Genomic DNA, 18,547 nt, shown 5'->3' with positions numbered 1-18,547 from the left:
GTCGCTAGGCCAGGAGGACACGTGAGCACCGAGCCCGGCCAGGACAACGACGGGCCCGGCACCGCCGGCACCGGCAAGGGCGGTGACCGGAAACCCGGCGCCAAGTCCGGCCCCGCCAAGCCCACCGGCAAGTCCGGTGCGAAGCCGGGCAAGACGGTGGCCGCCGCGTCCGCCAAGTCCGGACGCGACGAGACGACCGTCGACATCGAGTCCGGCGCGACGGACCCCACCGGCAAGAGCGCGGACGAGACGCGGTCCGACCTCGCCCAGATCGACGACGCGCCGGCCAGGGCGGCCGACACGCCTGAGATCGCCCCGGTCAAGGACACCGCCGAACCGCCCAAGCCCGCGGCGCCGGCCCCGCCCGCCCCGCCGGTCGGCGGCACGGAGAGCGCTGCCTCCGGCTCCGCGGGTGGCGCCGGCCCGGCGGGCTGGGCCAAACCCGCCGAGCCGTCCGGTTCGGTCTCGACAGGACGTACGGACAGGCCCGGCAACGCGTTCAATTCATCATCGGGCGGTCCGTCCGGCAACTCCTCGTCCGGGTCGTCGGGCTCGGGCGGCCGAGGCTTCGCCGGCACCGTCCTCAAGGACCGGCCGTCCACCTCGGTGGCCCCGGCCAACTCCGCGTCCAAGCCCGCTCCCGGCAAGCCCGCCCGCAAGGCCCAGCTCCAGCTCGCCAGGCTCGAACCCTGGTCGGTGATGAAGTTCAGCTTCGTCATGTCGCTGGTCTGCTTCGTGGTGCTGCTGGTCGCCGTCATCGTCCTGTACGTGATCCTGTCCGGTCTCGGCGTCTTCGACGCGATCAGCGACACCGTCAACAGCCTCACCAAGGAACAGGGCGAGACCACGGGCAGCGTCGACGCCGGAAGCTGGTTCTCCTTCGTCCGCGTCTTCGGCTACACCGTCCTCGTCGGCGCCCTGAACGTCCTCCTCATCACCGCCCTCTCGACGGTCGGCTCCGTCATCTACAACCTCGCCGCCGACCTCGTGGGCGGCGTCGAGGTGACCCTCAAGGAGGCCGAGTAACCCCACCCGCCGCCGCCCGGCAATCGATTTCCGGTTGCCAGCCCAGATGGGGTAACCTCTCGTTGCGCCGCCAGGGGCGGCGGCACATTCCGGGCCTATAGCTCAGTCGGTTAGAGCGCATCCCTGATAAGGATGAGGCCGGAGGTTCAAGTCCTCCTAGGCCCACCCGGAACGTACGAGGTCAGCGTACATACTGGCCCTCTCTTGAACGAAGGTGAGCCGGGAGAACCCGGCCCCGGGGAGAATCTGGGGAGACGATCATGGGATCGTCTCCCTTCTTCTTTGCCCGCAGGATCCCGTCCAGCACCGCCACCGGCGACCCCGGAGACATCGAACGGCGGATATCCACAGCTTCTGTCCACAGGGCTGTGAGTTGCTCGCACAACTCCGCCCGCATCGCGGGCGTCACGTGGCTGTAGACCGCACCGATCCCACCCATCTCGTGGCCGAGCCGCTCATGGCTCAGCACCTCCGGCGTCCTCAGCTCGGCCATGAGCGTCTTCGCCGAGTGCTTCAGCCCGTGCGGCGTCAGGCCCCGCGCGATCGGTACCCAGCTCGCGGTCGCGCGCTCCTGGGCGCCGCGTCCGCGGAGCGGACGGCCGGGAAACGGTTCCGCCGCCAGCGGCACCGGATGCGCGGGCTGAAGCTCGCCCTTGGAGGGGAACCATCCGGAGACGGCCGGAGTGAACACCCACGCGCTGAACCCGCTCCGCCGCCAGTGACCGCCGCGCACCGGGCCGCCGCCGGGGCGGAACCCCAGCGAGGCGGCCGCCTCCTCGACGGCCGCCCGCTTGGTCTCGACGACACGATCCGGATGGTTCAAGACGTTGGAGACGGTGCCGACCGACACCCCGGCCTGCCTCGCCACGTCCGCGATCGAGGCCTTCCTAACGGTGCGCGCCCGCTCGCCCTGGCCCCGGAACACATAGGTCTGGCCGTGGCACCCGCAAGGCTGCGGGGCCGTCCGGGAGATGTGGTCGGCGATCAGCGTCGACAGGAACGCCGGGAGGTCGACGTCCCTGTATGAGTCGTCCTTGGGCGGGCAGCGGACGAGCTGGCCGCCGTCGATCTCGCAGAGCTGCCACTCGACGCGGATCGCGTTGCGCCGCGCGTACTGGGTTTCCAGGCCGGTGATCTCGCCCCACCGCATGCCCGTCCAGTACTTCGTGGTGAGCATGACGAACTCGTCGTCGCGGCCCGACAGCAGCGCGGCCCGCTCGGCGATCAGCAGGGCGCCGAGCGGGTTGGTGATGACCTTCTCGGGAGCGCGGTTCATCGAACGGCCAGCCCGCTTGCCGCGGTTGCGTTTGCGGGTGACGGGGTTGTGGTCGATCAGCCCGGCCGTGACCGCGTCGGCGAGGATCGTGTGCAGCAGCATCCGCCAGGAGCGGATGGAGCCCTCCTCGTAGCCGGCCTCCCGCTCGGCGCGCTCCCACGTATCCACAGTTGTGGGAAGGATGTCGCCGAGCGCCATGTCCTCAAAGGTGGGGAGCAGGTGTTGCTCCAGGCGGCGGCGGTAGTTCGCCATGGTGGAGGCGGCGAGGTCCTGCGCGGCGTACCACTGCGAGGCGTACTCGCCGAACGTGGTCTGGCCGGCGGCCGGGTCCTTCCACTTCTTTGCCCGGATCTTGGCCTCTTCGTCGTTGGCGGCCTTCACCGCCGCGCGCTTGGTGTCGAACCGGCGAGTGCCTCCGGCCGTATCGGCGACGGTGCCGTAACGCCCGTCAGGCTTCTTGAAGCGCCCCCGGTAGTACTCGCCGTACTTGTCCTTGCGCTTCTCGGCGTAGCCCATCAGGGTCTCCGCGCCTGGGCTTCATGGATCATCTCGACAACCGCCTCACTGGTCTCGCCGATCAAATCGCCGATCTCGTCAGGCGTCATGCTCCGTTCGTAGAGTTCTCCAACCATCTGGACCTGTCGATACCAGTCACGTCTGGCGGTCTGCTGCAACGTTGCGTAGTCCTCATCCTTAGCGGCCTGCGCGTTGAGATGGTCGACGTGCATGCTTAGCAAGTCCAGGAAGGTACTGGTCACGTGCGCTGGGAGGTCGGTCTCGTACGCTCTCGCCAGCCAAGACTTCATCTCCTCCATGGAGGGTTCGATCGCGTCGCTGAACTGGTCGATGAACCGGTAGACCCTCGCGCGCTCTTCGATCAGCCTGCGGTCCCAGTACCTGCGGAGTGTCTCCTTCATGTCTTCTGAAAGGTCTGCCTCTTCGATGCGGCGGACAGTCTCAGTCCTGTGCTCCGGAGGCTCTGGCGGAGTGGAACGTATGTTCGCGCCGACCGCCGGGTCGACGTGGCCGGCCAGTACAAGTAGGGGCTCTAGTTGCGTCTTCAAGAGCTGGCTGACGCGAACCAGGTGTTCGACGCTTGGGCGTGAACCCTTCCTCCAGCGCGAGACGGTGCTCTGTGGGAGATCGAGAGCGCGAGCGAGGTCGGCTTCGCGTGCGTAGCCGAGCGCGCGAGACATGTCTGCAAGCCAGCGCGCAAACGAAGGTTGTCCTGAGTTGGGGTGCGGATCGTCCCGCATCGCGGGGGGCCTTCCTTGGTTCGGGTTGCGTCGGGGAAGTAACGCGCACCCAATGTATGCAGGGGACTTGCGCGCACGCAACTACTTCCGTACCCCGGTGCGAACCGATGCGGTCTTTTGTGGACTGACCTGTCACGACGTTCTGTAGTTATCCACAGGTATGACGCACGTCACGCAAGAGGCTTGCTGGCCTCGTGCACGGAGCCGGAAATCTGAGTATTCGTGCCAGCTATGGCAACTTCTCGAAGCTGGACTACTTCACGCGATGTCCGGTATAGAGCGGTTCGCGGTGTGCTAGGGCAGAGGTTACTCGCCGTCGCATGTAGCTTGTGCAAGTGCTTGTGCGAACATGCTTGCGGGTCGGCGGGCACTCCGCTTGCGAACGGTTCCGCAGGGCTGTACGTTTCGACGGGCAGGTGATCCGCTGCGATCCCATGGGGACCGGCGGTGACCGACCCCGACAACTTAAAAGGGCCTGAAGGCAACAGCCCGGTGTTACGAGCACCGGGCGCCCTCAGGCCCATCGCCACATCCGCACCGGCCTGGACAGCCTCGATATCGGAGCAGCGATGCGCAACCTTAGTACGCATTTTCGCGTGCGGGAACCGTTCTGCATGGAACAGAGGGCAAAGTCTCGCCCCGCAGACGGTGATCCTTGCCACCTCGGCACCACCCACCACCAAGGGCGCCTCTGTCACGCCTTCTCGGACGGCAGCCTCATCCCCGTCATCGCTGGTGGGGCCGTGAACGTCGAGGTCATCGCGGTCACGCCCGAATTGCCGACCCTGCTCACGATCCCAGAGACCGCCCGCGAACTCCGTGTCGCCAAGTCGACTGCTGCTGACCTCGTCGCCAAGGGCGTCATCGAGTCCATCGTCGTCGGGGAGCGATCCCGGCGAGTGCCTCGCGAAGCGCTCCTCGCCTACATCCACTCACTGCGCGGTTCGACGAACGGCGGCGAGTAGACGTGCGCGCCGCACAGATCGCCGTCCAGACGACCGGACGGTCCGACGAATCCACCCTGGCCACCCTCGAACTCCTTGACGCTGACGAGGTCGCTGCTCTGCTGAAGAGCAAGGCGAGCACAGTCAAGGAGAAGGCGCGGCGCCGAGAGATCCCGTTCGTGATGTTCGGCGGCTCGTACCGCTGGACCATCGAACACGTCCGCGCGATCATCCAGCAGTACGAGGTGACGCCCGGCGCAGAGAAGCGCCCGGCCGAGCCGCGCCGCCGCCGCAAGGTGAAGACGCCAGCTGGAGAGTCCGGCGCCCCGGCCGTCACGCCGCTGCGCGCCCGACCGCCTCAGCGTCTCCGCCGCGCCGCCGGGGACGGCCGCGACTGATGGCCAACGACACGGCCCTCCGCCACAACGGCGGAGGGCGCTCCGACGCATCCCCGAAAGCCCGCCGGATCCCGCTCCGGCCCTACCAGACCGCCGCGATCGAAGCCGTCCAGGCCGCCGCCGCCCGGGGCGTCCAGCGCCCGCTCGTCGTCCTGCCGACCGGCGCCGGGAAGACCATCACGTTCGCCGACATGATCGACCAGCGCGGCGGCCGCGCCCTCGTCCTCGCACACCGGGACGAGCTGATATCACAGGCCGCCGACAAGATCGGGCAGGTAGCACCCGGCCTCGCCATCGGAATCGTCCGCGCCAGCGATAACGACGTGAACGCCCAGGTCGTCGTCGGATCCGTTCAGACCCTGTGCCTCCCTCACAGGCTCGAACAGCTCACGGCCGACTTCACCACCGTCGTCGTGGACGAGGCCCACCACGCCCCCGCCCGCATCTACCGGGACGTCCTCAACGGCGTCGGGTCCTTCACCGACGGCGGACCGCTCACCGTCGGCTTCACCGCGACCGCCGGCCGCTCCGACGGGATCGGCCTCGGTCACGTCTGGCAGGACATCGTCCACCAGCGCGGCATCCTCCAGATGATCGCCGAGGGGTACCTCGTCGACGTCCGCGCCCTGTCGGTCACCTCCGACGTCGACCTCGACAAGGTGAAGGTGCGCGGCGGCGACTACTCCGACGGCGACCTCGGCGCGGCGATCGAGGACAGCGAAGCGATCCCCGCCGCCGCCCTGGCCTACGCCAAGTACGCCGGAGACCGCCGCGGCGTCGCCTTCACGCCCACGGTCGCGACGTCGCAGGCGCTCGCGGCTGAGCTGAACAGCCGCGGGATCGTCGCCGAGCACCTCGACGGATCCATCCCCCGGGCTCAGCGCAGGGCGATCCTCGCCCGGCTCCACACCGGCGAGACGCAGGTCGTCACGAACTGCATGGTGCTGACCGAAGGGTTCGACGAGCCCGCCGTCTCGTGCGTGCTGATGCTCCGCCCGACCAAGAGCACCGGTCTGTTCACTCAGATGGTCGGCCGTGCGCTCCGCCCGCACCCGCCCTCGGGCAAGACCGACGCGCTCGTCCTGGACCTCGCCGGGGCCTCGGCCGCAGGCCTGGCCACCCTCGCCGACCTCGCAGGCCTGCCGCCCGGCAGCGTCGACGACGGCAAGAGCCTCACCGAAGCCGTCGAGGAGATCGAGGAGGAGAACGCCGCCGTCGAGCGCCGTCGCGCCGTCGTGCGCCAGATGAAGGCCGAGTTCGTCGACCTGTTCCGCCGATCCAACCTCCGCTGGCTCCAGCTCGGCGACGCCCACGTCCTCCCCGCAGGCAAGGACATCACCGTCTACCTCGTCCCCACCGGAGACCCGGCGGACGACCGGTGGCAGGTGTACGAGCACCGCCGGGGACGGCAGCCCTCCCGCACCTACGACGGCCTGAACGGGTCCCTGGCGTTCGGCGTCGGCGAGGAGGTCGCCCGGTCCGGCGGCGGTGTCCTGTCCCGCTCGGACGCCCGCTGGCGCGACCAGCCGCCCAGCGACGCGCAGCTGCGCGCCCTCCGCAACGCCCGCGCCGACATCTCCCAGGTGCGCACCAAGGGCGAGGCATCCGACCTGATGGCGCTCACGTTCGCCGCGCCGACCGTGCGCCGCCTCCTGGCCGGCGCCCGATGAGCCGCCGCGAGAACGCCGTCGCCCTGGCCCGCCTCGGCCTGGCCGTCTTCCCCTGCGGGACCCCCGTTCCGCAGCACCCGCACACCCCCGGCAGCAAGACCGACTGCCCGCTGTGTAAGGGCGAGAAGGCGCCCCGGCCGAGGTGGGAGTGGGCCGACCGCAACAGCAGCGACCCCGACGAGGTCGCCGCCGGATGGCCGCACGACGACCCCAACATCGGCGTAGCGTGCAGGCCGTCCGGCCTCCTCGTGGTCGACCTCGACCAGCACCACCCCGACGCCGACGGCATCGAAGCCTTTCAGCGCCTGTGCGAGGAACGCGAAGTCCAGTGGCCGCGCACCCTCACCGTCCGGACCTCGTCCGGCGGGTGCCACCTGTACTACCTGGCGCCGCCCGGGCGGCCGCTCGGCAACTCCGCCGGGCGGCTCGCCCCCGGCATCGACACGCGGGGCCCGGGCAAGGGCAACCACGGCGGGTACGTCGTCGGGCCCGGCTCGGTCGTCGGGGACAGCTCCTACGAGATCACCCGGGACATGCCCGTCCAGCCGCTCCCGGACTGGATCGCAGACACCCTCGACCCGCCCCGCCCCGTCTACACGCCCGGACCGTACGGGGCCATGCCTCAGGCGGGCGGCCCGTACGCCGCGGCCGCGCTGCGCAAGTCCATCGAGCGCCTCCTCGGCGCGACGCCCGGCACCCGCAACGACTCACTGAACGCGACCGCCTACAGCCTCGGCCGCCTCGTCGGCGCCGGGATCCTCGACGCCACCACCGTCACCGTCGCGCTCGAACGCGCCGCCGAAGCGATCGGCCTCACCGCCGAAGACGGGCCACGGCAGACCGCAGCCACCATCCGATCCGGGCTCACCACCGGCATGGCGAACCCGAAGCACGTCAAGGGGGGCCGGTGACCGACCAGTACACCGACGAGGCAGGCCGCATCTTCGATGAGGCCTGGGCCGCCGGAGGGCACGACCACACCGACGACCAGATCCTCGCCGGCGTCTACGTCAACGAGGACCAGGCCGCCGGCCACTTCACCGGGCCCGCCGAACCTCTCGCCGGCGCCGAGATCGAACCCCGGCCTTTCGACGCCCGGGAACTCCTCCCGGCGCGGCTCGCCGAGTACGTCCGCGCCGTCGCCGAACACCTCGAAGTCCCGAACGAGGCGGCCGCGTTCATGGCGATCGGCGCCCTCTCGTCGGCCGCCGTCGGCCGGTACCGCATCGAGGGCGGCGGGTCGTGGACCCAGCCTCTGATCCTGTGGATGACGGTCGGGATGCTGCCCGGCGAGCGCAAGTCCGAGCTCGTCCGCATCACCTCCGCGCCGCTCCGCCTCGCCGAGCAGGGCCGCATCGCCCAGCACCGTCAGGCGCTCGCCGAAGCCGAGGAGAAGCGGGAAGCGCTGGAGGGCGCGATCAAGGCCGCCCGCCAGAAGCTCAGCAAGGCCACTGGCGACGACGCGCTCACCATCGACGCCGAGATCACCAAGATGAAGGAGCAGCTCGACGAACTGCCCGACAAGGACACCCCGTTCCCGCGGCTGCTCGTCGAGGACCTCACCGAGGCGGCGCTGTCACAGCGGCTCATGGAGAACGACGAGGCCCTGGGCATCCTCACCGCGGAGGGCGGCCTGTTCGGCAACGTCGCCGGCCGCTACAGCGACGGCCTCCCCAACTGGGACATCTATCTGAAGTCCTACGACGAGGAGTACATCGCGATCGACCGCATCAGCCGCGGCACCGTCGTACTCTCACACCCCGCGCTCGCGATGGGAGTCGCCGCGCAGCCCGGAGTGATCCTCGACGCCGCGCGGATCCCGGGCGCCAAGGATCGCGGGTTCCTCGGCCGCTGGTTCTACGCCCTCCCGAAGTCCACTCTCGGGCACCGCAAGAACCTCCGGACCAAGCTCGCACCCGAACAGCACGAGTGGTGGAGCCAGACTGTCCAGCGCGTCCTGGACACCCCGCCGCGCTCGTCGCCCGTCCCATACCTGGCCCTGACCCCCGAGGCCGACAAGCTGCTGCAAGGCCTCCTCGACGGGATCGAGCCCCACCTCGACGCCCTCACCGGCCGATTCGCTCACATGTCGGACTGGGCGTCCAAGCTCGCCGGGAAGACACTGCGACTGGCCGGCCTGTTCCACCTCGCGCAGGGGTACGGCACCGCGCGCAAGGTTGACGAGGCCACCATGACCAGCGCCGTCGCCTTCAGCCTGTGGACCATCCACCACGCCGAGCGCGTCTACCAAAACTGGAAGAGGTCCGAGGACGAGGTCGGTGTCGAGCCGATCCTCACCTGGATCCGCCGGAAGCGGCCCGCGACCTTCACGGCCGGGGACCTCAAGACCAGCCTGCGGAACGCTGGCTGGTACTCACCCGAGGCCCGTGACGCCGCTCTGATCAGGCTTCACCGGAACGGCTGGATCGCCTCGACGATCCAGTACGACCGCGCTGGTAAGCGCCGCTCCACCGGCACCTTCGTGCCGCGTCCCGAGCTGCTGGCGGGTGCGAAGTGATCCCCGGGGTGACCGGTGCAGTCGATGTACCCGTGGATACCCGTGGTACCCGCGGACCCCGTCACGGGCGCCCACCGGGGGTACTAGGGGTACACCACGGGTACATCGGGTCACCGGTCGCCCGGACCCGCTCTGACCTGCCGGTTCGTGCGCCACTAGCGATGCATGGGGCCTCTGTGGGCACCAAGTGCACCAGGGGTATGGGGGCTCACCTGCGAGCGCGCACCAGGGGTACATTCCGCGCCGCCCTTAAAACGCAATCTGAAGTATCTATCTATCTATCTATTTCTCTTCTACCTGGGAAAACACGGCTATTCCGTGTGTCTCAGCGGCCCCGGGTACCCCTAGTGCCCCTGGTACCCCCGGTGCTCGACCGGGCCCGCGCCCGCGGTCCTCCTCTCGATGACGTGCCCGACGTCCACAGGAACCGAGAGGAGATCCACATGCCCATCACCGAGCAGGCACCCAAGCGCATCATCCGGTGCCGATACCTGCGCCAGAACGACGAGCAGTGCACGGCCGAGGTCCTCGACCCCGAGGCCGACGTCCTGCTGTGCCTGAAGCACAGCGCGCGAGTCGTCGAGCACGCTCGCGCCACCTACGAGCGGTTCCGGCTGGAGGCGAAGCTGTGAACGACTTCGAGAAGCGGTGGGCCGTCACGATGGTCCGCGCCAGCGCCCTGGCCGTCGTCCTGGCGCTCCTCGTCGCCGCCCTCATCGACGCGACCCGATGACCGACCACACCGAACACAACGAGGCCGGGGCAGTCCCTACCTGCCCCGGCCTGGAGGAGACAGTACCCATGCCCGACCAGACCACCACCGGCGACCACGACATGCGCGCCCTGTACACCCAGCTCGCCGAGCTCACCGGCCGCACCGTCGAGGAAGCCGCCGCCCTCACCAAGGACGACCTCATCGACCTGACCGCGCGGCTGTCGTTCCAGACCCTCGGCCTCCAGATCGCCCACCGCTTCGAGAAGGCCGACGGGATCCACCTCATGGAGGAAGGCCCCCAGGGGCACGCCGCCCGTGTCACCGAAGCGCTGGAGCGCCTCCACGGGCGGGTGCCGCTGTGGCCGGCCACCCTGCAGGACATCACCGCCGACTTGTTCGGCTTCGGTCGCGCCCCGGTCCGCTTCGTCACGCAGAACGGTGACGAGGGCGGCCACCCGGTCCGCTACTTCCTGCTGTCCGAGCTCGCCGAGCCGCTCGGTATCACCCTGCCCAAGGCCCACGCGTGGGCCGAGCAGGAACAGGTCGAGGCGCTGCGCGCGCAGCGAGAGACCGACGAGGAGCGCGGCGCGCTGGGGTGGGAGTGCATGAACGACGTGATCGACCTCGGCGTCTGGCTGACCGTCGACGACCCCGAAGCCGAGCCCGACGCCGGCGGCGCGCGCTGGTCGACCGCCGGTGAGTGGCTCGTCAGCGACCGGCGCCTGCTGGCGCTGATGACGTGGTCGCCGTGGTCCCGCGAGTTCTACGAGAACGCCCGCCCCCTCATGGCGCACGCCATGCTCCACTCCGGCCTGGCCGACAGGCTCGCCAAGGTCCCGACCTACACCACGGTCGAGACCTGCGACGGCCAGACCATCACCGGCCCGACCGGCGACACGCTCGGCGACCGTATCCGCGAGGACGCCGCCGGCATGTCCGTCGAGGACGCCGCCCGCCGCGCGATGCGCGGCCTGGACCTCGGCAGCGAGTAGCCCACCGCCGCCCCGGCGCGCGCCACGCGGGTGCGCCGGGGCGGCCCACCGAGAGGAGACACCGATGTCCGACCACCCCCCGGAAGCCGCCCGCCTCAACGAGGCCGACCAGATCGCCGTCATCCGCCCCGGTCAGACCCTCGTCATCCGCTACGCCCGCCGCATGCTCAGCGACTACGAAGTCGATCAGCTCAAGACCAAGCTCGCCGAACGGATGCCGGGCGTGAACCTCGTCGTCCTCGGCCCCGACATCGAACCCGTCGCGGTCTACGACCCCAACCCAGACCAGGACTGACCATGGCCAAGCCAGGCCTCGGCAAACGCCACCAGGCCATCGCCGTCATCGTCCGCAAGCGCGCAGCGAACGGCGAACCCTGCTACATCTGCCACCAGCCCATCGACACCCGACCCGCCAAGGACGGCGGCCCACCCACCCGATCCCGCTGGAGCTTCAGCGCGCACCACATCGAGGAACGCAACAACGGCGGCCAGACCGTCCTCGCCAACTACGCCCCCGCCCACTTCGGGTGCAACTCCAGCTGGGGCGACGGATCCACCCAGCGCAGCAAGCGCAAGCCCTGGCGCCCGAGGAAGTGGTGACGTGCTCACCGTCGTGACCGGCCCGCCCTGCGTCGGCAAGACCACCCACGTCCAGACGCACGCCAAGCCCGGCGACATCGTCGTCGACTACGACGCCCTCGCCGTCGCGCTCGGCAGCCCGGACAGCCACGACCACCCCGCCCCCGTCGCCTACGTCGCCAAGGCCGCACGCCAGACCGCGATCCGCGCAGCCATCGGCTGCCACCGCGGCGGCGCCCGAGTATGGATCATCGACACCGCGCCGAGCCCCGGACGGCAACGCCAGTACGCCAAGGCAGGAGCCCAGGTCATCACCCTCACCGCCCCGCCCGACGTACTGCACGCCAGGGCACAGGCCAGGCCCAAGGCCTGGCACGCCCTGATCGACCGATGGCTCACCGACCACGGAGAGCAAGCAGACCCCAGGGGCATGCGGGCATGGTGACCATGATCAGAGGCGAGGAGGACATGTGATCACGCCAGCGAGCGACCGCGTTTCCGCAGGTCATCAGTTTTTGATCACGGATATAGGAAGACCCGTCACCAAGTCCACGTTTTCTCTCCCCTCGCGAGAGAAAACGGTGACGGGCTGTGATGAGCGCAGGTCAGGGGGCGTGTGATGGGGCCGGTGGAGGAGGCGGCGCGGGCCGAGGTGGCGTCGATGGGCAAGGAGGCCGAGGCGAGCACGCTTGGGGCGTCGGCGATCGACCTGGCGCGGCGGCAGGACAAGGCGACCCTCCCTCAGCAGGCGGCGCAGGTGGCGAAGGAGCTGCGGGAGACGCTGCGCCGGTTGGCTGATCTGTGGCCGCCGGCGCCGGCGAAGGACGGGCTGGACGAGCTGCGGTCGCGGCGTGAGGAGCGCGGCGCGTGAGCCTGCGGGGTGCGCGGCGGCCGCGGCTTCGGACGGTCCCGGCCTACGAGCGGACGTGGGGCGCGGATGTCCGGGACCTGGCGGGGCTGGCCGGCCTCGACCTGGACGAGTGGCAGGCCGACGTCTTGAACGACTTCACCGCCGAGTCGCCGACCGCGCCGAGGCAGTGGAACAGCCTGGAGAACGTCCTGATCGTCGGGAGGCAAAACGGAAAAGGTGGAGCGCTGGAGGCCTACGTCCTGGCGTGCCTGTTCCTGTTCGACGACCCGCTGATCCTGTTCAGCGCCCACCAGTTCGACACGGCGCGGGAGATGTTCCTGCGGATCCAAGAGCTGATCATGGGGTGCCCGGACCTGTCGCGGCGGGTGCGGAAAGTGTCGGAGGCCCACGGTAAGGAGGGCATCCTGCTGCGGTCCGGGCAGCGGCTGCTGTTCAAGGCCCGCTCGGACAAGTCCGCGCGGGGGTTCTCCGGCGACAAGACGATCCTGGACGAAGCGTTCAAGCTAGATGCGGCGATGATGGGCGCGATCATGCCGACGATGTCCGCGCGCCCGAACCCCCAGATCGTCTACGCCAGCAGCCAGGGCTGGGAGATCTCCGAGCAGCTCGGCAAGCTGAGGCATCGGGCGCTGGCCGCGATCTGCGCGCGGCACGCGGCCGCCGGTGAGGCGGTCGAGGGGATCGCCGAGCGGCTCGGCCTGGCCGCGGAGGTGGTGGGCCGGTACCTGAAGAAGGGCGCCGCGGCGGGGGACGGGCTGGCGTTCTTGGAGTGGTCGTTGCCGGACGACCATCCGCGGGTGAAGGGCGCGATGGCCGACCCGCGGTTGTGGGCGCAGGCGAACCCGGCGTACGGGATCCGGTTGACCGAGCGGTTCGTCGCGGCCGAGCTCCGCACGATGGGCGCGGTCGAGTTCGCCCGCGAGCGGCTCGGCATCTCCGACTACCCGCCCGACGAGGAGGACGAGGGCGGTTGGGAGGTCATCACCGAGCAGCAGTGGGGCCGCCAGGCCGTCCAGGGCGAGGGCCCGCGCCCGGGCGACGAGGGCGCGCGGCGGCCGGCGTTCAGTGTCGACATGACGCCTGACCGGTCGATGGCGGCGATCGGCGCGGCGTTCCGCGACGAGGGCGGGGCGCTGGTGCTGGAGGTGATCGCGCACGAGGCGGGGTCGACGTGGGTTGTGCCGCGGGTGGTGGACCTGTGCGAGCGGTACGAGGTGGCGGCGGTCGCGGTCGACAAGGGCGGCCCGGCGTCGAGCTTGATCCGGCAGCTGGAGGACGCCGGGATCGAGGTGATGAGCCTGGGTTCGGGTGAGGTCGCGCAGGCGTACGGGCAGGTGGTGGACGGGATCACCGACTCCCGCGACGTGGTGCACCTGGACCAGGAGCCGCTGAACGACGCGGTCAAGGGCGCTACGGACCGGCCGCTCGGGGATCGCAAGACGTGGGACCGGCGGGGCGACGCCGACATCTGTCCGCTGGTCGCGGTGACGAACGCGGCGTATGCACACAACGAGCGGGGTGCCGAGGACGACGACCCGCTGAACGACATCTGGTAGCCGGATATCAACCAATGTTGAGGTTCCTGCCAACCATGGTTGACAATAGGCGGGTGGAGTGCGCGTGGTAGCGGTTGGGGCGGCGGGTCGGCCGGGGGCGCTGAGGCGTCGCCTGGCGGCCCGCCGCGCGACTGGGGTACCCGTGATCGCCCGCGCGGCTGGCGCGGTCGGGACGGCGCTGCGGGCCGTGCTGGCGGGGGTTCTGGCGGTGCGGGCCTTGGCGGGTGTGGTGCTGGTGGCGTACGGGGCGTATGAGGCGTGGCACCCGGCCGGGTTCATCGTGGCCGGCGCGGCGCTGCTGGCCGACCGGCTCGACGATCGGCGGCGGCCCGGCGAAGGGTCCTCGCCGTGAGCGTCCTGTTCGGCCGCGGCGTCGAGCGGCGCGCGGCGAACCTCGGTTCGTTCTTCGCCGCCTCCAGCGTGATCCCTGCGAACTCCGAGGCCGGCGGACCGGTGCCGGGCGGTACGGGCATCGAGTGGAGCTTGCAGAAGGTCGCGGTGTGGGGGTGCGTGAATCTCACCGCGACGATTGCCGAGTGCATGCCGATCGAGGTGTTCTCCTCCGACGCGCCCGACAAGCGGCGCCTGCCGGTCCCGGCGTGGCTGGCCGACCTCGGCGGCGACGGGCACGGGCTGCCCGACTGGCTGTATCAGGCGGTCCTGTCGTTCATGCTGCGCGGCAACCTGTACGGCATCGTCCCGGACGGGATGCGCGACACGCTGCGCGGCACCCCGACGATGATCCAGTTGCAGCACCCCGACCACGTGAGCGTCCACCAGCCGTGGAACGGGGACCCGCCGGAGTGGCGGATGAACGGCCGCGAGGTCCCGACCCGGGACGTGTGGCACCGGCGGGTGTACCCGGTGCCGGGTCGGCTGCTGGGTGCGTCTCCGATCGAGTACGGCGCCGGGGTCGTCTCGCTGGGGGTGGAGTCGACGCAGTTCGGGCTCCGCTGGTTCCATCAGGGCGCGCACCCGTCCGGGCTGCTGACCACGGACGCGCATCTGAAGCCCGACCAGGCGAAGACGGCTAAGGAGCGGTTCCTGTCGGCGCTGCGCGGCGGCGCGCGCGAGCCGCTCGTCCTCGGCGGAGGGTGGAAGTTCCAGACGATCCAGGTCGCGCCGAACGAGTCGCAGATGCTGGAGACCCAGGGCGCCACCTCGGCCGAGTGCTGCCGGCTGTTCGGGCCCGGGTACGCGCAGATCTTCGGGTACGAGACGGGCGAGTCCCTGACCTACGCCAACATCGAGCAACGCAGCTTGGACCTGCTGACCTACAGCGTGGATCCGTGGCTGGTGCGGCTGGAGCGGATCTTGACGATGCTGCTGCCGGCGGGCCGGAACGTGAAGTTCAACCGCAAGGGCCTGCTGCGCAGCGACCTGCTGACGCGGTATCAGGCGCACGAGATCGCGTTGCGGAACCGCATGGGCACCGTGAACGAGGCTCGTGCTGAGGAAGACCTGCCGCCGCTGGAGGGCGGCGACGAGCTACCCGCGGAGGCCAGTCCGGCGCCGCCGCCCGTCCCGGTGAAGGTGCAGAACTGATGAACAAGGCTGACCGCGCCGTGCGGAAGGGCGTCGAGCGCCGCCACTACGGCATCCAGTTGGAGGTCCGCAAGGCCGCCAGCGGCGACGGGCCGACCACCGTCGAGGGCTACGCCTCGGTGACCGAGCACGGCTTCGAGATGTGGGACCCGTTCGGCGCCTACACCGAGGTCATGCGCGAGGGTGCGTTCAAGAAGACCCTGTCGGAGCACCCGCAGGTGCAGCTGCTACTCAACCATGGCGGCGTGTCGATGGCCTACACCAAGGCCGGGACGCTCCGGTTGGCCGAGGACAGCCAGGGCCTGCACATGTCCGCCGACGTCAACCCGATCCGCACGGACGTCCGTGACATGCTCACGGCGATCGAGGACGGCGCGGTCGACGAGATGAGCTTCGCGTTCCGCGTGATCCGGCAGCAGTGGAGCCCGGACTACGACCAGCGCGACATCTACGAAGTGGACATGCACCGCGGCGACGTGTCGGTGGTGAACTTCGGGGCGAACCCGGCGACCAACGTGGCGATGAGGTCGCAGGACTGGGACCGCATGTCCGACGAGGACGCGCTGTCCCTCTATGAGCGGCTCGGCCGCCGGTTCGCCGCCGCGCCGGCGGCCGGGCTTCCACTTGGCGCCGTGACCGCCGAGAGTGAACTGCTGGGTCTGTGAACAAAGAGCCCCGGCGGGTGCTGGAACACCCCCGGGGCGTGGCCAACCTGGATGAGAGGTCGACATGGCCGAGTCTACGAAACCCTGCACCGTCTACCAGTACTTCGGCGTCAGCGGGCAACTGCTGTACGTCGGGATCACCGAGCGGGGTGTCCGGCGGGCGCACGAGCACGCGGACCTGAAGGACTGGTGGGAGCTGGCGGTCGGGTGCACGCTGGAGCACTTCGCGACGCGGGACGAGGTGCTCGCCCGGGAGGCCGACCTGATCCGGCGGTTCCGGCCGCCGTACAACCAGCAGCACAATCCGGAGCGGGCGCTGCCGCTGGCGGAGCGGTCGGGCGCGAGCGTCCTCGCGCAGCCGAAGCCGCGCGGTGTGACGCCCGGGACGCTGAAGGCCCGGCGCCGGGCCTACTACGCCGCGACGCCCGAGCAGCGGGCGCAAATGCCCTGCGTGCACTGCCAGGAGCGGCCGACGCACCGCGGCCCGTCCTGTCTTATTTGCCAACAAGCCCGACCGAAGTACACTTCCGATCAGTAGCCCGCGTCTAAGACGCGCCGGGGACCCCGCCGGACTCAGATCGTGTGAGCACCACGGGAGTTCCCACCCATCAGGGGACCGGGCGTTCATTGCCGTTCCCTGATGGAGCTACCGATGCTCAAATTCCTCCGCGAGCAGCTGGAGAAGCTGCTGGAGAAGCGCGCCAACCTGAAGGCCGACCTCGACGAGGTCCTGAAGGCGCCGACCGCCGAGAAGCGCGACCTGAACGCCGACGAGGCGAAGGTCTGGACCGAGAAGCGCGACGCGATCGTCAAGCTGGACGACGAGGAGATCAAGCCCCTCCAGGCCCGGATCGCCGAGCTGGAGGACCAGGCCAAGCGCGAGCAGGCCGCCAACGAGCTGCGCGCCAAGTACGGCGCCGAGAAGCCCGACGCCCCCACCGAGCGCCGCACCGCCGGCGCGCAGGTGAACGAGCCGCTCACCTACCAGCGCGGCGGCCCGCACTCCTACTTCCTCGACCTGGCCCGCGCGCAGCTGCGCAGTGACTCCGGCGCGGCCGATCGGCTCCAGCGGCACGCCGCCGAGCTGCGGGTGGAGATGCCCGCCCGGGAGAAGCGCCGCGAGGAGGCCGCCCGCCGCGAGCTGCGCGGCCTGGGCGACCTGTCGGAGCGGGCGCGGGAGAGCGCGTTCGAGAGGCGCACGAACCCGAACAGGACGGACGGGCAGGGCGGCTACTTCGTGCCGCCGCTGTGGCTGATCGACGACTACGTGGACCTGCCGCGGTACGGGCGGCCGACCGCGAACCTGTGCCGGAACATGACGCTGCCGGGCGGCACCGACTCGATCAACATGCCGAAGGTCGCGACCGGCACCGCCACCGGCGTGCAGACCGCCGACGCCGGATCGGTCACCTCGACCGACATGACGGACGCGACGGTGAGCGCGCCGGTCCGCACGATCGCCGGTCAGCAGGACGTCGCGATCCAGCTGCTGGACCAGTCCCCGATCGGGTTCGACGAGATCGTGTTCTCGGACCTGATCGCCGACTACAACCAGCGCGTCGACGTCCAGGTCCTCGCCGGCACCGGCTCCAACGGGCAGGTCACCGGGATCCTGAACGTCGGGTCGATCAACTCGGTGACCTACACCGACGCGTCGCCGACGCTGCCGGAGCTGTACCCGCCGCTGGCGCAGGCCGCGAGCAAGGTCTACACCGGCCGCAAGATGCCCGCCACGGCGGCGGTGCTGCTGCCCTCCATCTGGTACTGGGGGACGGCGCAGCTCGACACGACCAACCGGCCGCTGATCGTGCCGCCCGCGGTGGCGTCCAACCCGATGGCCGACCAGAACGGCCTGGGCACCGAGGGCCCGGTCGGGATGCTGTCAATCGGCCTGCCCGCCGTGCTGGACGGGAACCTGCCCTCCAACCTCGGTACGGGCACCAACGAGTCCCGCGTGATCGTGGCGCGGTTCCCCGACCTGTACCTGTGGGAGGGGTCGATGCGGACCCGGGTCCTTCAGGAGGTCCTGTCCGGGACGCTCCAGGTCCGGTTCCAGGTCTACAACTACGTCGCGTTCATGGCGAACCGGCGTCCCGAGGCCATCTCCGTCGTCTCCGGTACCGGCGTGATCCCGCCGGCCGGTTACTGATCACAGGCTGGGCGGCCCCTGGGCCCCCGAGCGGGGGCCGCCCTCATAGCAGGGAGGTGGACATGGCTGACCACGACCTGGCGGCGGAGCTTCAGGGCTACCGCGACGAGCTGGCGACGTGCGAGGCGCGCGGCCTGGACGAGCGCGCCGGCCTGGTGCGCAAGGAGATCACGCGAGTGGAGGACGAGATCCGCGAGGCGGCCGAGGGCCTGGAGCGCGAGGCGGCCGGGCACGAGGAGGCCGGGCAGGACGTCCGCGCGGCCGAGGCGCGCGTCAAGGCCCGCGAGTACCGCGAGGTGCTGCCGGCCGAGGCGCGGCCCAAGCGCGGCCCGGGCCGGCCCCGCAAGGAGACCGCCGAGGACAAGACGCCGAAGGAACGGGCGTAGC

Annotated in this window: 21 protein-coding genes and 1 tRNA gene; 20 read left to right on the top strand and 2 right to left on the bottom strand. The window is 70.2% G+C overall.

The features are described 5' to 3' along the window. Positions 1 to 21 precede the first annotated feature (21 nt). Both FKD65_RS45700 and FKD65_RS24345 read left to right on the top strand, forming a co-directional pair. A complete protein-coding gene (locus FKD65_RS45700) occupies positions 22 to 1,026 on the top strand; it encodes a DUF3566 domain-containing protein (RefSeq protein ID WP_240809578.1) in 1,005 nt (334 codons plus the stop codon). Between the two features lie 91 nt (positions 1,027 to 1,117). Then, a tRNA-Ile gene (locus tag FKD65_RS24345) sits at positions 1,118 to 1,191 on the top strand. 16 nt (positions 1,192 to 1,207) lie between these two features. Here the strand turns inward: FKD65_RS24345 and FKD65_RS24340 are convergent. Together FKD65_RS24340 and FKD65_RS24335 are read right to left on the bottom strand one after the other, a co-directional pair. Next, entirely contained in the window at positions 1,208 to 2,818 is a 1,611-nt protein-coding gene (locus FKD65_RS24340) for a LacI family DNA-binding transcriptional regulator (protein WP_141579678.1), read from the bottom strand. Next, positions 2,818 to 3,498 carry a transcriptional regulator gene (locus FKD65_RS24335; RefSeq protein ID WP_168221167.1) on the bottom strand — a complete coding sequence of 227 codons (681 nt, stop codon included), beginning with the start codon at positions 3,496 to 3,498 and terminating at the stop codon, positions 2,818 to 2,820. Before FKD65_RS24335 ends, FKD65_RS24340 begins: the two co-directional genes overlap by 1 nt. A gap of 803 nt (positions 3,499 to 4,301) precedes the next feature. Here FKD65_RS24335 and FKD65_RS45040 point away from each other — a divergent pair. From FKD65_RS45040 to FKD65_RS24245, 18 genes are all read left to right on the top strand, one after another. After that, the gene (locus FKD65_RS45040) at positions 4,302 to 4,523 is read left to right on the top strand and encodes a helix-turn-helix domain-containing protein (RefSeq protein WP_205718238.1); all 222 of its coding nucleotides are present in this window, start codon (positions 4,302 to 4,304) and stop codon (positions 4,521 to 4,523) included. Between the two features lie 2 nt (positions 4,524 to 4,525). Then, positions 4,526 to 4,900, top strand: a complete 375-nt coding sequence (locus tag FKD65_RS24325; RefSeq protein ID WP_205718237.1) for a helix-turn-helix domain-containing protein — start codon at positions 4,526 to 4,528, stop codon at positions 4,898 to 4,900. Continuing rightward, positions 4,900 to 6,570 (top strand): DEAD/DEAH box helicase, encoded by a 1,671-nt coding sequence (locus FKD65_RS24320; protein WP_141579676.1) that lies wholly within the window; start codon positions 4,900 to 4,902, stop codon positions 6,568 to 6,570. Before FKD65_RS24325 ends, FKD65_RS24320 begins: the two co-directional genes overlap by 1 nt. Then, entirely contained in the window at positions 6,567 to 7,481 is a 915-nt protein-coding gene (locus FKD65_RS24315; protein WP_141579675.1) for a bifunctional DNA primase/polymerase, read from the top strand. The genes FKD65_RS24320 and FKD65_RS24315 overlap by 4 nt, the downstream gene beginning before the upstream one ends. Next, the gene (locus tag FKD65_RS24310) at positions 7,478 to 9,088 is read left to right on the top strand and encodes a YfjI family protein (RefSeq protein WP_141579674.1); all 1,611 of its coding nucleotides are present in this window, start codon (positions 7,478 to 7,480) and stop codon (positions 9,086 to 9,088) included. The genes FKD65_RS24315 and FKD65_RS24310 overlap by 4 nt, the downstream gene beginning before the upstream one ends. Before the next feature lie 443 nt (positions 9,089 to 9,531). Continuing rightward, on the top strand, positions 9,532 to 9,720 hold the full coding sequence (locus FKD65_RS24305) for a hypothetical protein (protein ID WP_141579673.1): 189 nt from the start codon (positions 9,532 to 9,534) through the stop codon (positions 9,718 to 9,720). A 169-nt stretch (positions 9,721 to 9,889) separates the two neighbouring features. Continuing rightward, positions 9,890 to 10,795 (top strand): hypothetical protein, encoded by a 906-nt coding sequence (locus FKD65_RS24300; RefSeq protein ID WP_141579672.1) that lies wholly within the window; start codon positions 9,890 to 9,892, stop codon positions 10,793 to 10,795. Between the two features lie 64 nt (positions 10,796 to 10,859). Beyond that, positions 10,860 to 11,090, top strand: coding sequence for a hypothetical protein (locus tag FKD65_RS24295; protein WP_141579671.1), 231 nt, complete (start codon positions 10,860 to 10,862; stop codon positions 11,088 to 11,090). 2 nt (positions 11,091 to 11,092) lie between these two features. Then, the gene (locus tag FKD65_RS24290; RefSeq protein WP_141579670.1) at positions 11,093 to 11,395 is read left to right on the top strand and encodes an HNH endonuclease; all 303 of its coding nucleotides are present in this window, start codon (positions 11,093 to 11,095) and stop codon (positions 11,393 to 11,395) included. Position 11,396: 1 nt separating this feature from the next. Further along, positions 11,397 to 11,819, top strand: a complete 423-nt coding sequence (locus FKD65_RS24285; protein WP_141579669.1) for an AAA family ATPase — start codon at positions 11,397 to 11,399, stop codon at positions 11,817 to 11,819. A gap of 174 nt (positions 11,820 to 11,993) precedes the next feature. After that, positions 11,994 to 12,245 carry a hypothetical protein gene (locus FKD65_RS24280; RefSeq protein ID WP_141579668.1) on the top strand — a complete coding sequence of 84 codons (252 nt, stop codon included), beginning with the start codon at positions 11,994 to 11,996 and terminating at the stop codon, positions 12,243 to 12,245. After that, positions 12,242 to 13,801, top strand: coding sequence for a terminase (locus tag FKD65_RS24275; protein ID WP_141579667.1), 1,560 nt, complete (start codon positions 12,242 to 12,244; stop codon positions 13,799 to 13,801). The genes FKD65_RS24280 and FKD65_RS24275 overlap by 4 nt, the downstream gene beginning before the upstream one ends. Positions 13,802 to 13,943: 142 nt before the next feature. Continuing rightward, positions 13,944 to 14,153 (top strand): hypothetical protein, encoded by a 210-nt coding sequence (locus FKD65_RS24270; RefSeq protein WP_141579666.1) that lies wholly within the window; start codon positions 13,944 to 13,946, stop codon positions 14,151 to 14,153. Continuing rightward, on the top strand, positions 14,150 to 15,346 hold the full coding sequence (locus tag FKD65_RS24265; RefSeq protein ID WP_141579665.1) for a phage portal protein: 1,197 nt from the start codon (positions 14,150 to 14,152) through the stop codon (positions 15,344 to 15,346). The genes FKD65_RS24270 and FKD65_RS24265 overlap by 4 nt, the downstream gene beginning before the upstream one ends. Beyond that, the gene (locus FKD65_RS24260) at positions 15,346 to 16,011 is read left to right on the top strand and encodes an HK97 family phage prohead protease (protein WP_205718236.1); all 666 of its coding nucleotides are present in this window, start codon (positions 15,346 to 15,348) and stop codon (positions 16,009 to 16,011) included. Before FKD65_RS24265 ends, FKD65_RS24260 begins: the two co-directional genes overlap by 1 nt. Before the next feature lie 64 nt (positions 16,012 to 16,075). Then, entirely contained in the window at positions 16,076 to 16,549 is a 474-nt protein-coding gene (locus FKD65_RS24255) for a hypothetical protein (RefSeq protein WP_141579663.1), read from the top strand. A 114-nt stretch (positions 16,550 to 16,663) separates the two neighbouring features. Then, positions 16,664 to 18,160, top strand: a complete 1,497-nt coding sequence (locus FKD65_RS24250; protein WP_141579662.1) for a phage major capsid protein — start codon at positions 16,664 to 16,666, stop codon at positions 18,158 to 18,160. A gap of 62 nt (positions 18,161 to 18,222) precedes the next feature. Beyond that, the gene (locus FKD65_RS24245) at positions 18,223 to 18,546 is read left to right on the top strand and encodes a hypothetical protein (protein ID WP_141579661.1); all 324 of its coding nucleotides are present in this window, start codon (positions 18,223 to 18,225) and stop codon (positions 18,544 to 18,546) included. Position 18,547 lies beyond the last annotated feature (1 nt).

Origin of the sequence: Actinomadura sp. WMMA1423, from assembly GCF_006547145.1 — a bacterium.
Classification (GTDB): Bacteria; Actinomycetota; Actinomycetes; order Streptosporangiales; family Streptosporangiaceae; genus Spirillospora.
The sequence above is the reverse complement of the archived record's forward strand: the minus strand, read 5'-3'. Positions and strand labels throughout refer to the sequence as shown.

What these genes read in the sequence shown, in the direction of transcription:
- FKD65_RS24260 (WP_205718236.1), top strand. Translation starts at nt 15,346, where the DNA reads ATGAACAAGGCTGACCGCGCCGTGCGGAAGGGCGTCGAGCGCCGCCAC.
- FKD65_RS24245 (WP_141579661.1), top strand. Translation starts at nt 18,223, where the DNA reads ATGGCTGACCACGACCTGGCGGCGGAGCTTCAGGGCTACCGCGACGAG.
- FKD65_RS24335 (WP_168221167.1), bottom strand. Translation starts at nt 3,498, where the DNA reads ATGTCTCGCGCGCTCGGCTACGCACGCGAAGCCGACCTCGCTCGCGCT.
- FKD65_RS24300 (WP_141579672.1), top strand. Translation starts at nt 9,890, where the DNA reads ATGCCCGACCAGACCACCACCGGCGACCACGACATGCGCGCCCTGTAC.
- FKD65_RS24295 (WP_141579671.1), top strand. Translation starts at nt 10,860, where the DNA reads ATGTCCGACCACCCCCCGGAAGCCGCCCGCCTCAACGAGGCCGACCAG.
- FKD65_RS24305 (WP_141579673.1), top strand. Translation starts at nt 9,532, where the DNA reads ATGCCCATCACCGAGCAGGCACCCAAGCGCATCATCCGGTGCCGATAC.
- FKD65_RS24290 (WP_141579670.1), top strand. Translation starts at nt 11,093, where the DNA reads ATGGCCAAGCCAGGCCTCGGCAAACGCCACCAGGCCATCGCCGTCATC.
- FKD65_RS24255 (WP_141579663.1), top strand. Translation starts at nt 16,076, where the DNA reads ATGGCCGAGTCTACGAAACCCTGCACCGTCTACCAGTACTTCGGCGTC.
- FKD65_RS24340 (WP_141579678.1), bottom strand. Translation starts at nt 2,818, where the DNA reads ATGGGCTACGCCGAGAAGCGCAAGGACAAGTACGGCGAGTACTACCGG.
- FKD65_RS24315 (WP_141579675.1), top strand. Translation starts at nt 6,567, where the DNA reads ATGAGCCGCCGCGAGAACGCCGTCGCCCTGGCCCGCCTCGGCCTGGCC.
- FKD65_RS24280 (WP_141579668.1), top strand. Translation starts at nt 11,994, where the DNA reads ATGGGGCCGGTGGAGGAGGCGGCGCGGGCCGAGGTGGCGTCGATGGGC.
- FKD65_RS24320 (WP_141579676.1), top strand. Translation starts at nt 4,900, where the DNA reads ATGGCCAACGACACGGCCCTCCGCCACAACGGCGGAGGGCGCTCCGAC.
- FKD65_RS24250 (WP_141579662.1), top strand. Translation starts at nt 16,664, where the DNA reads ATGCTCAAATTCCTCCGCGAGCAGCTGGAGAAGCTGCTGGAGAAGCGC.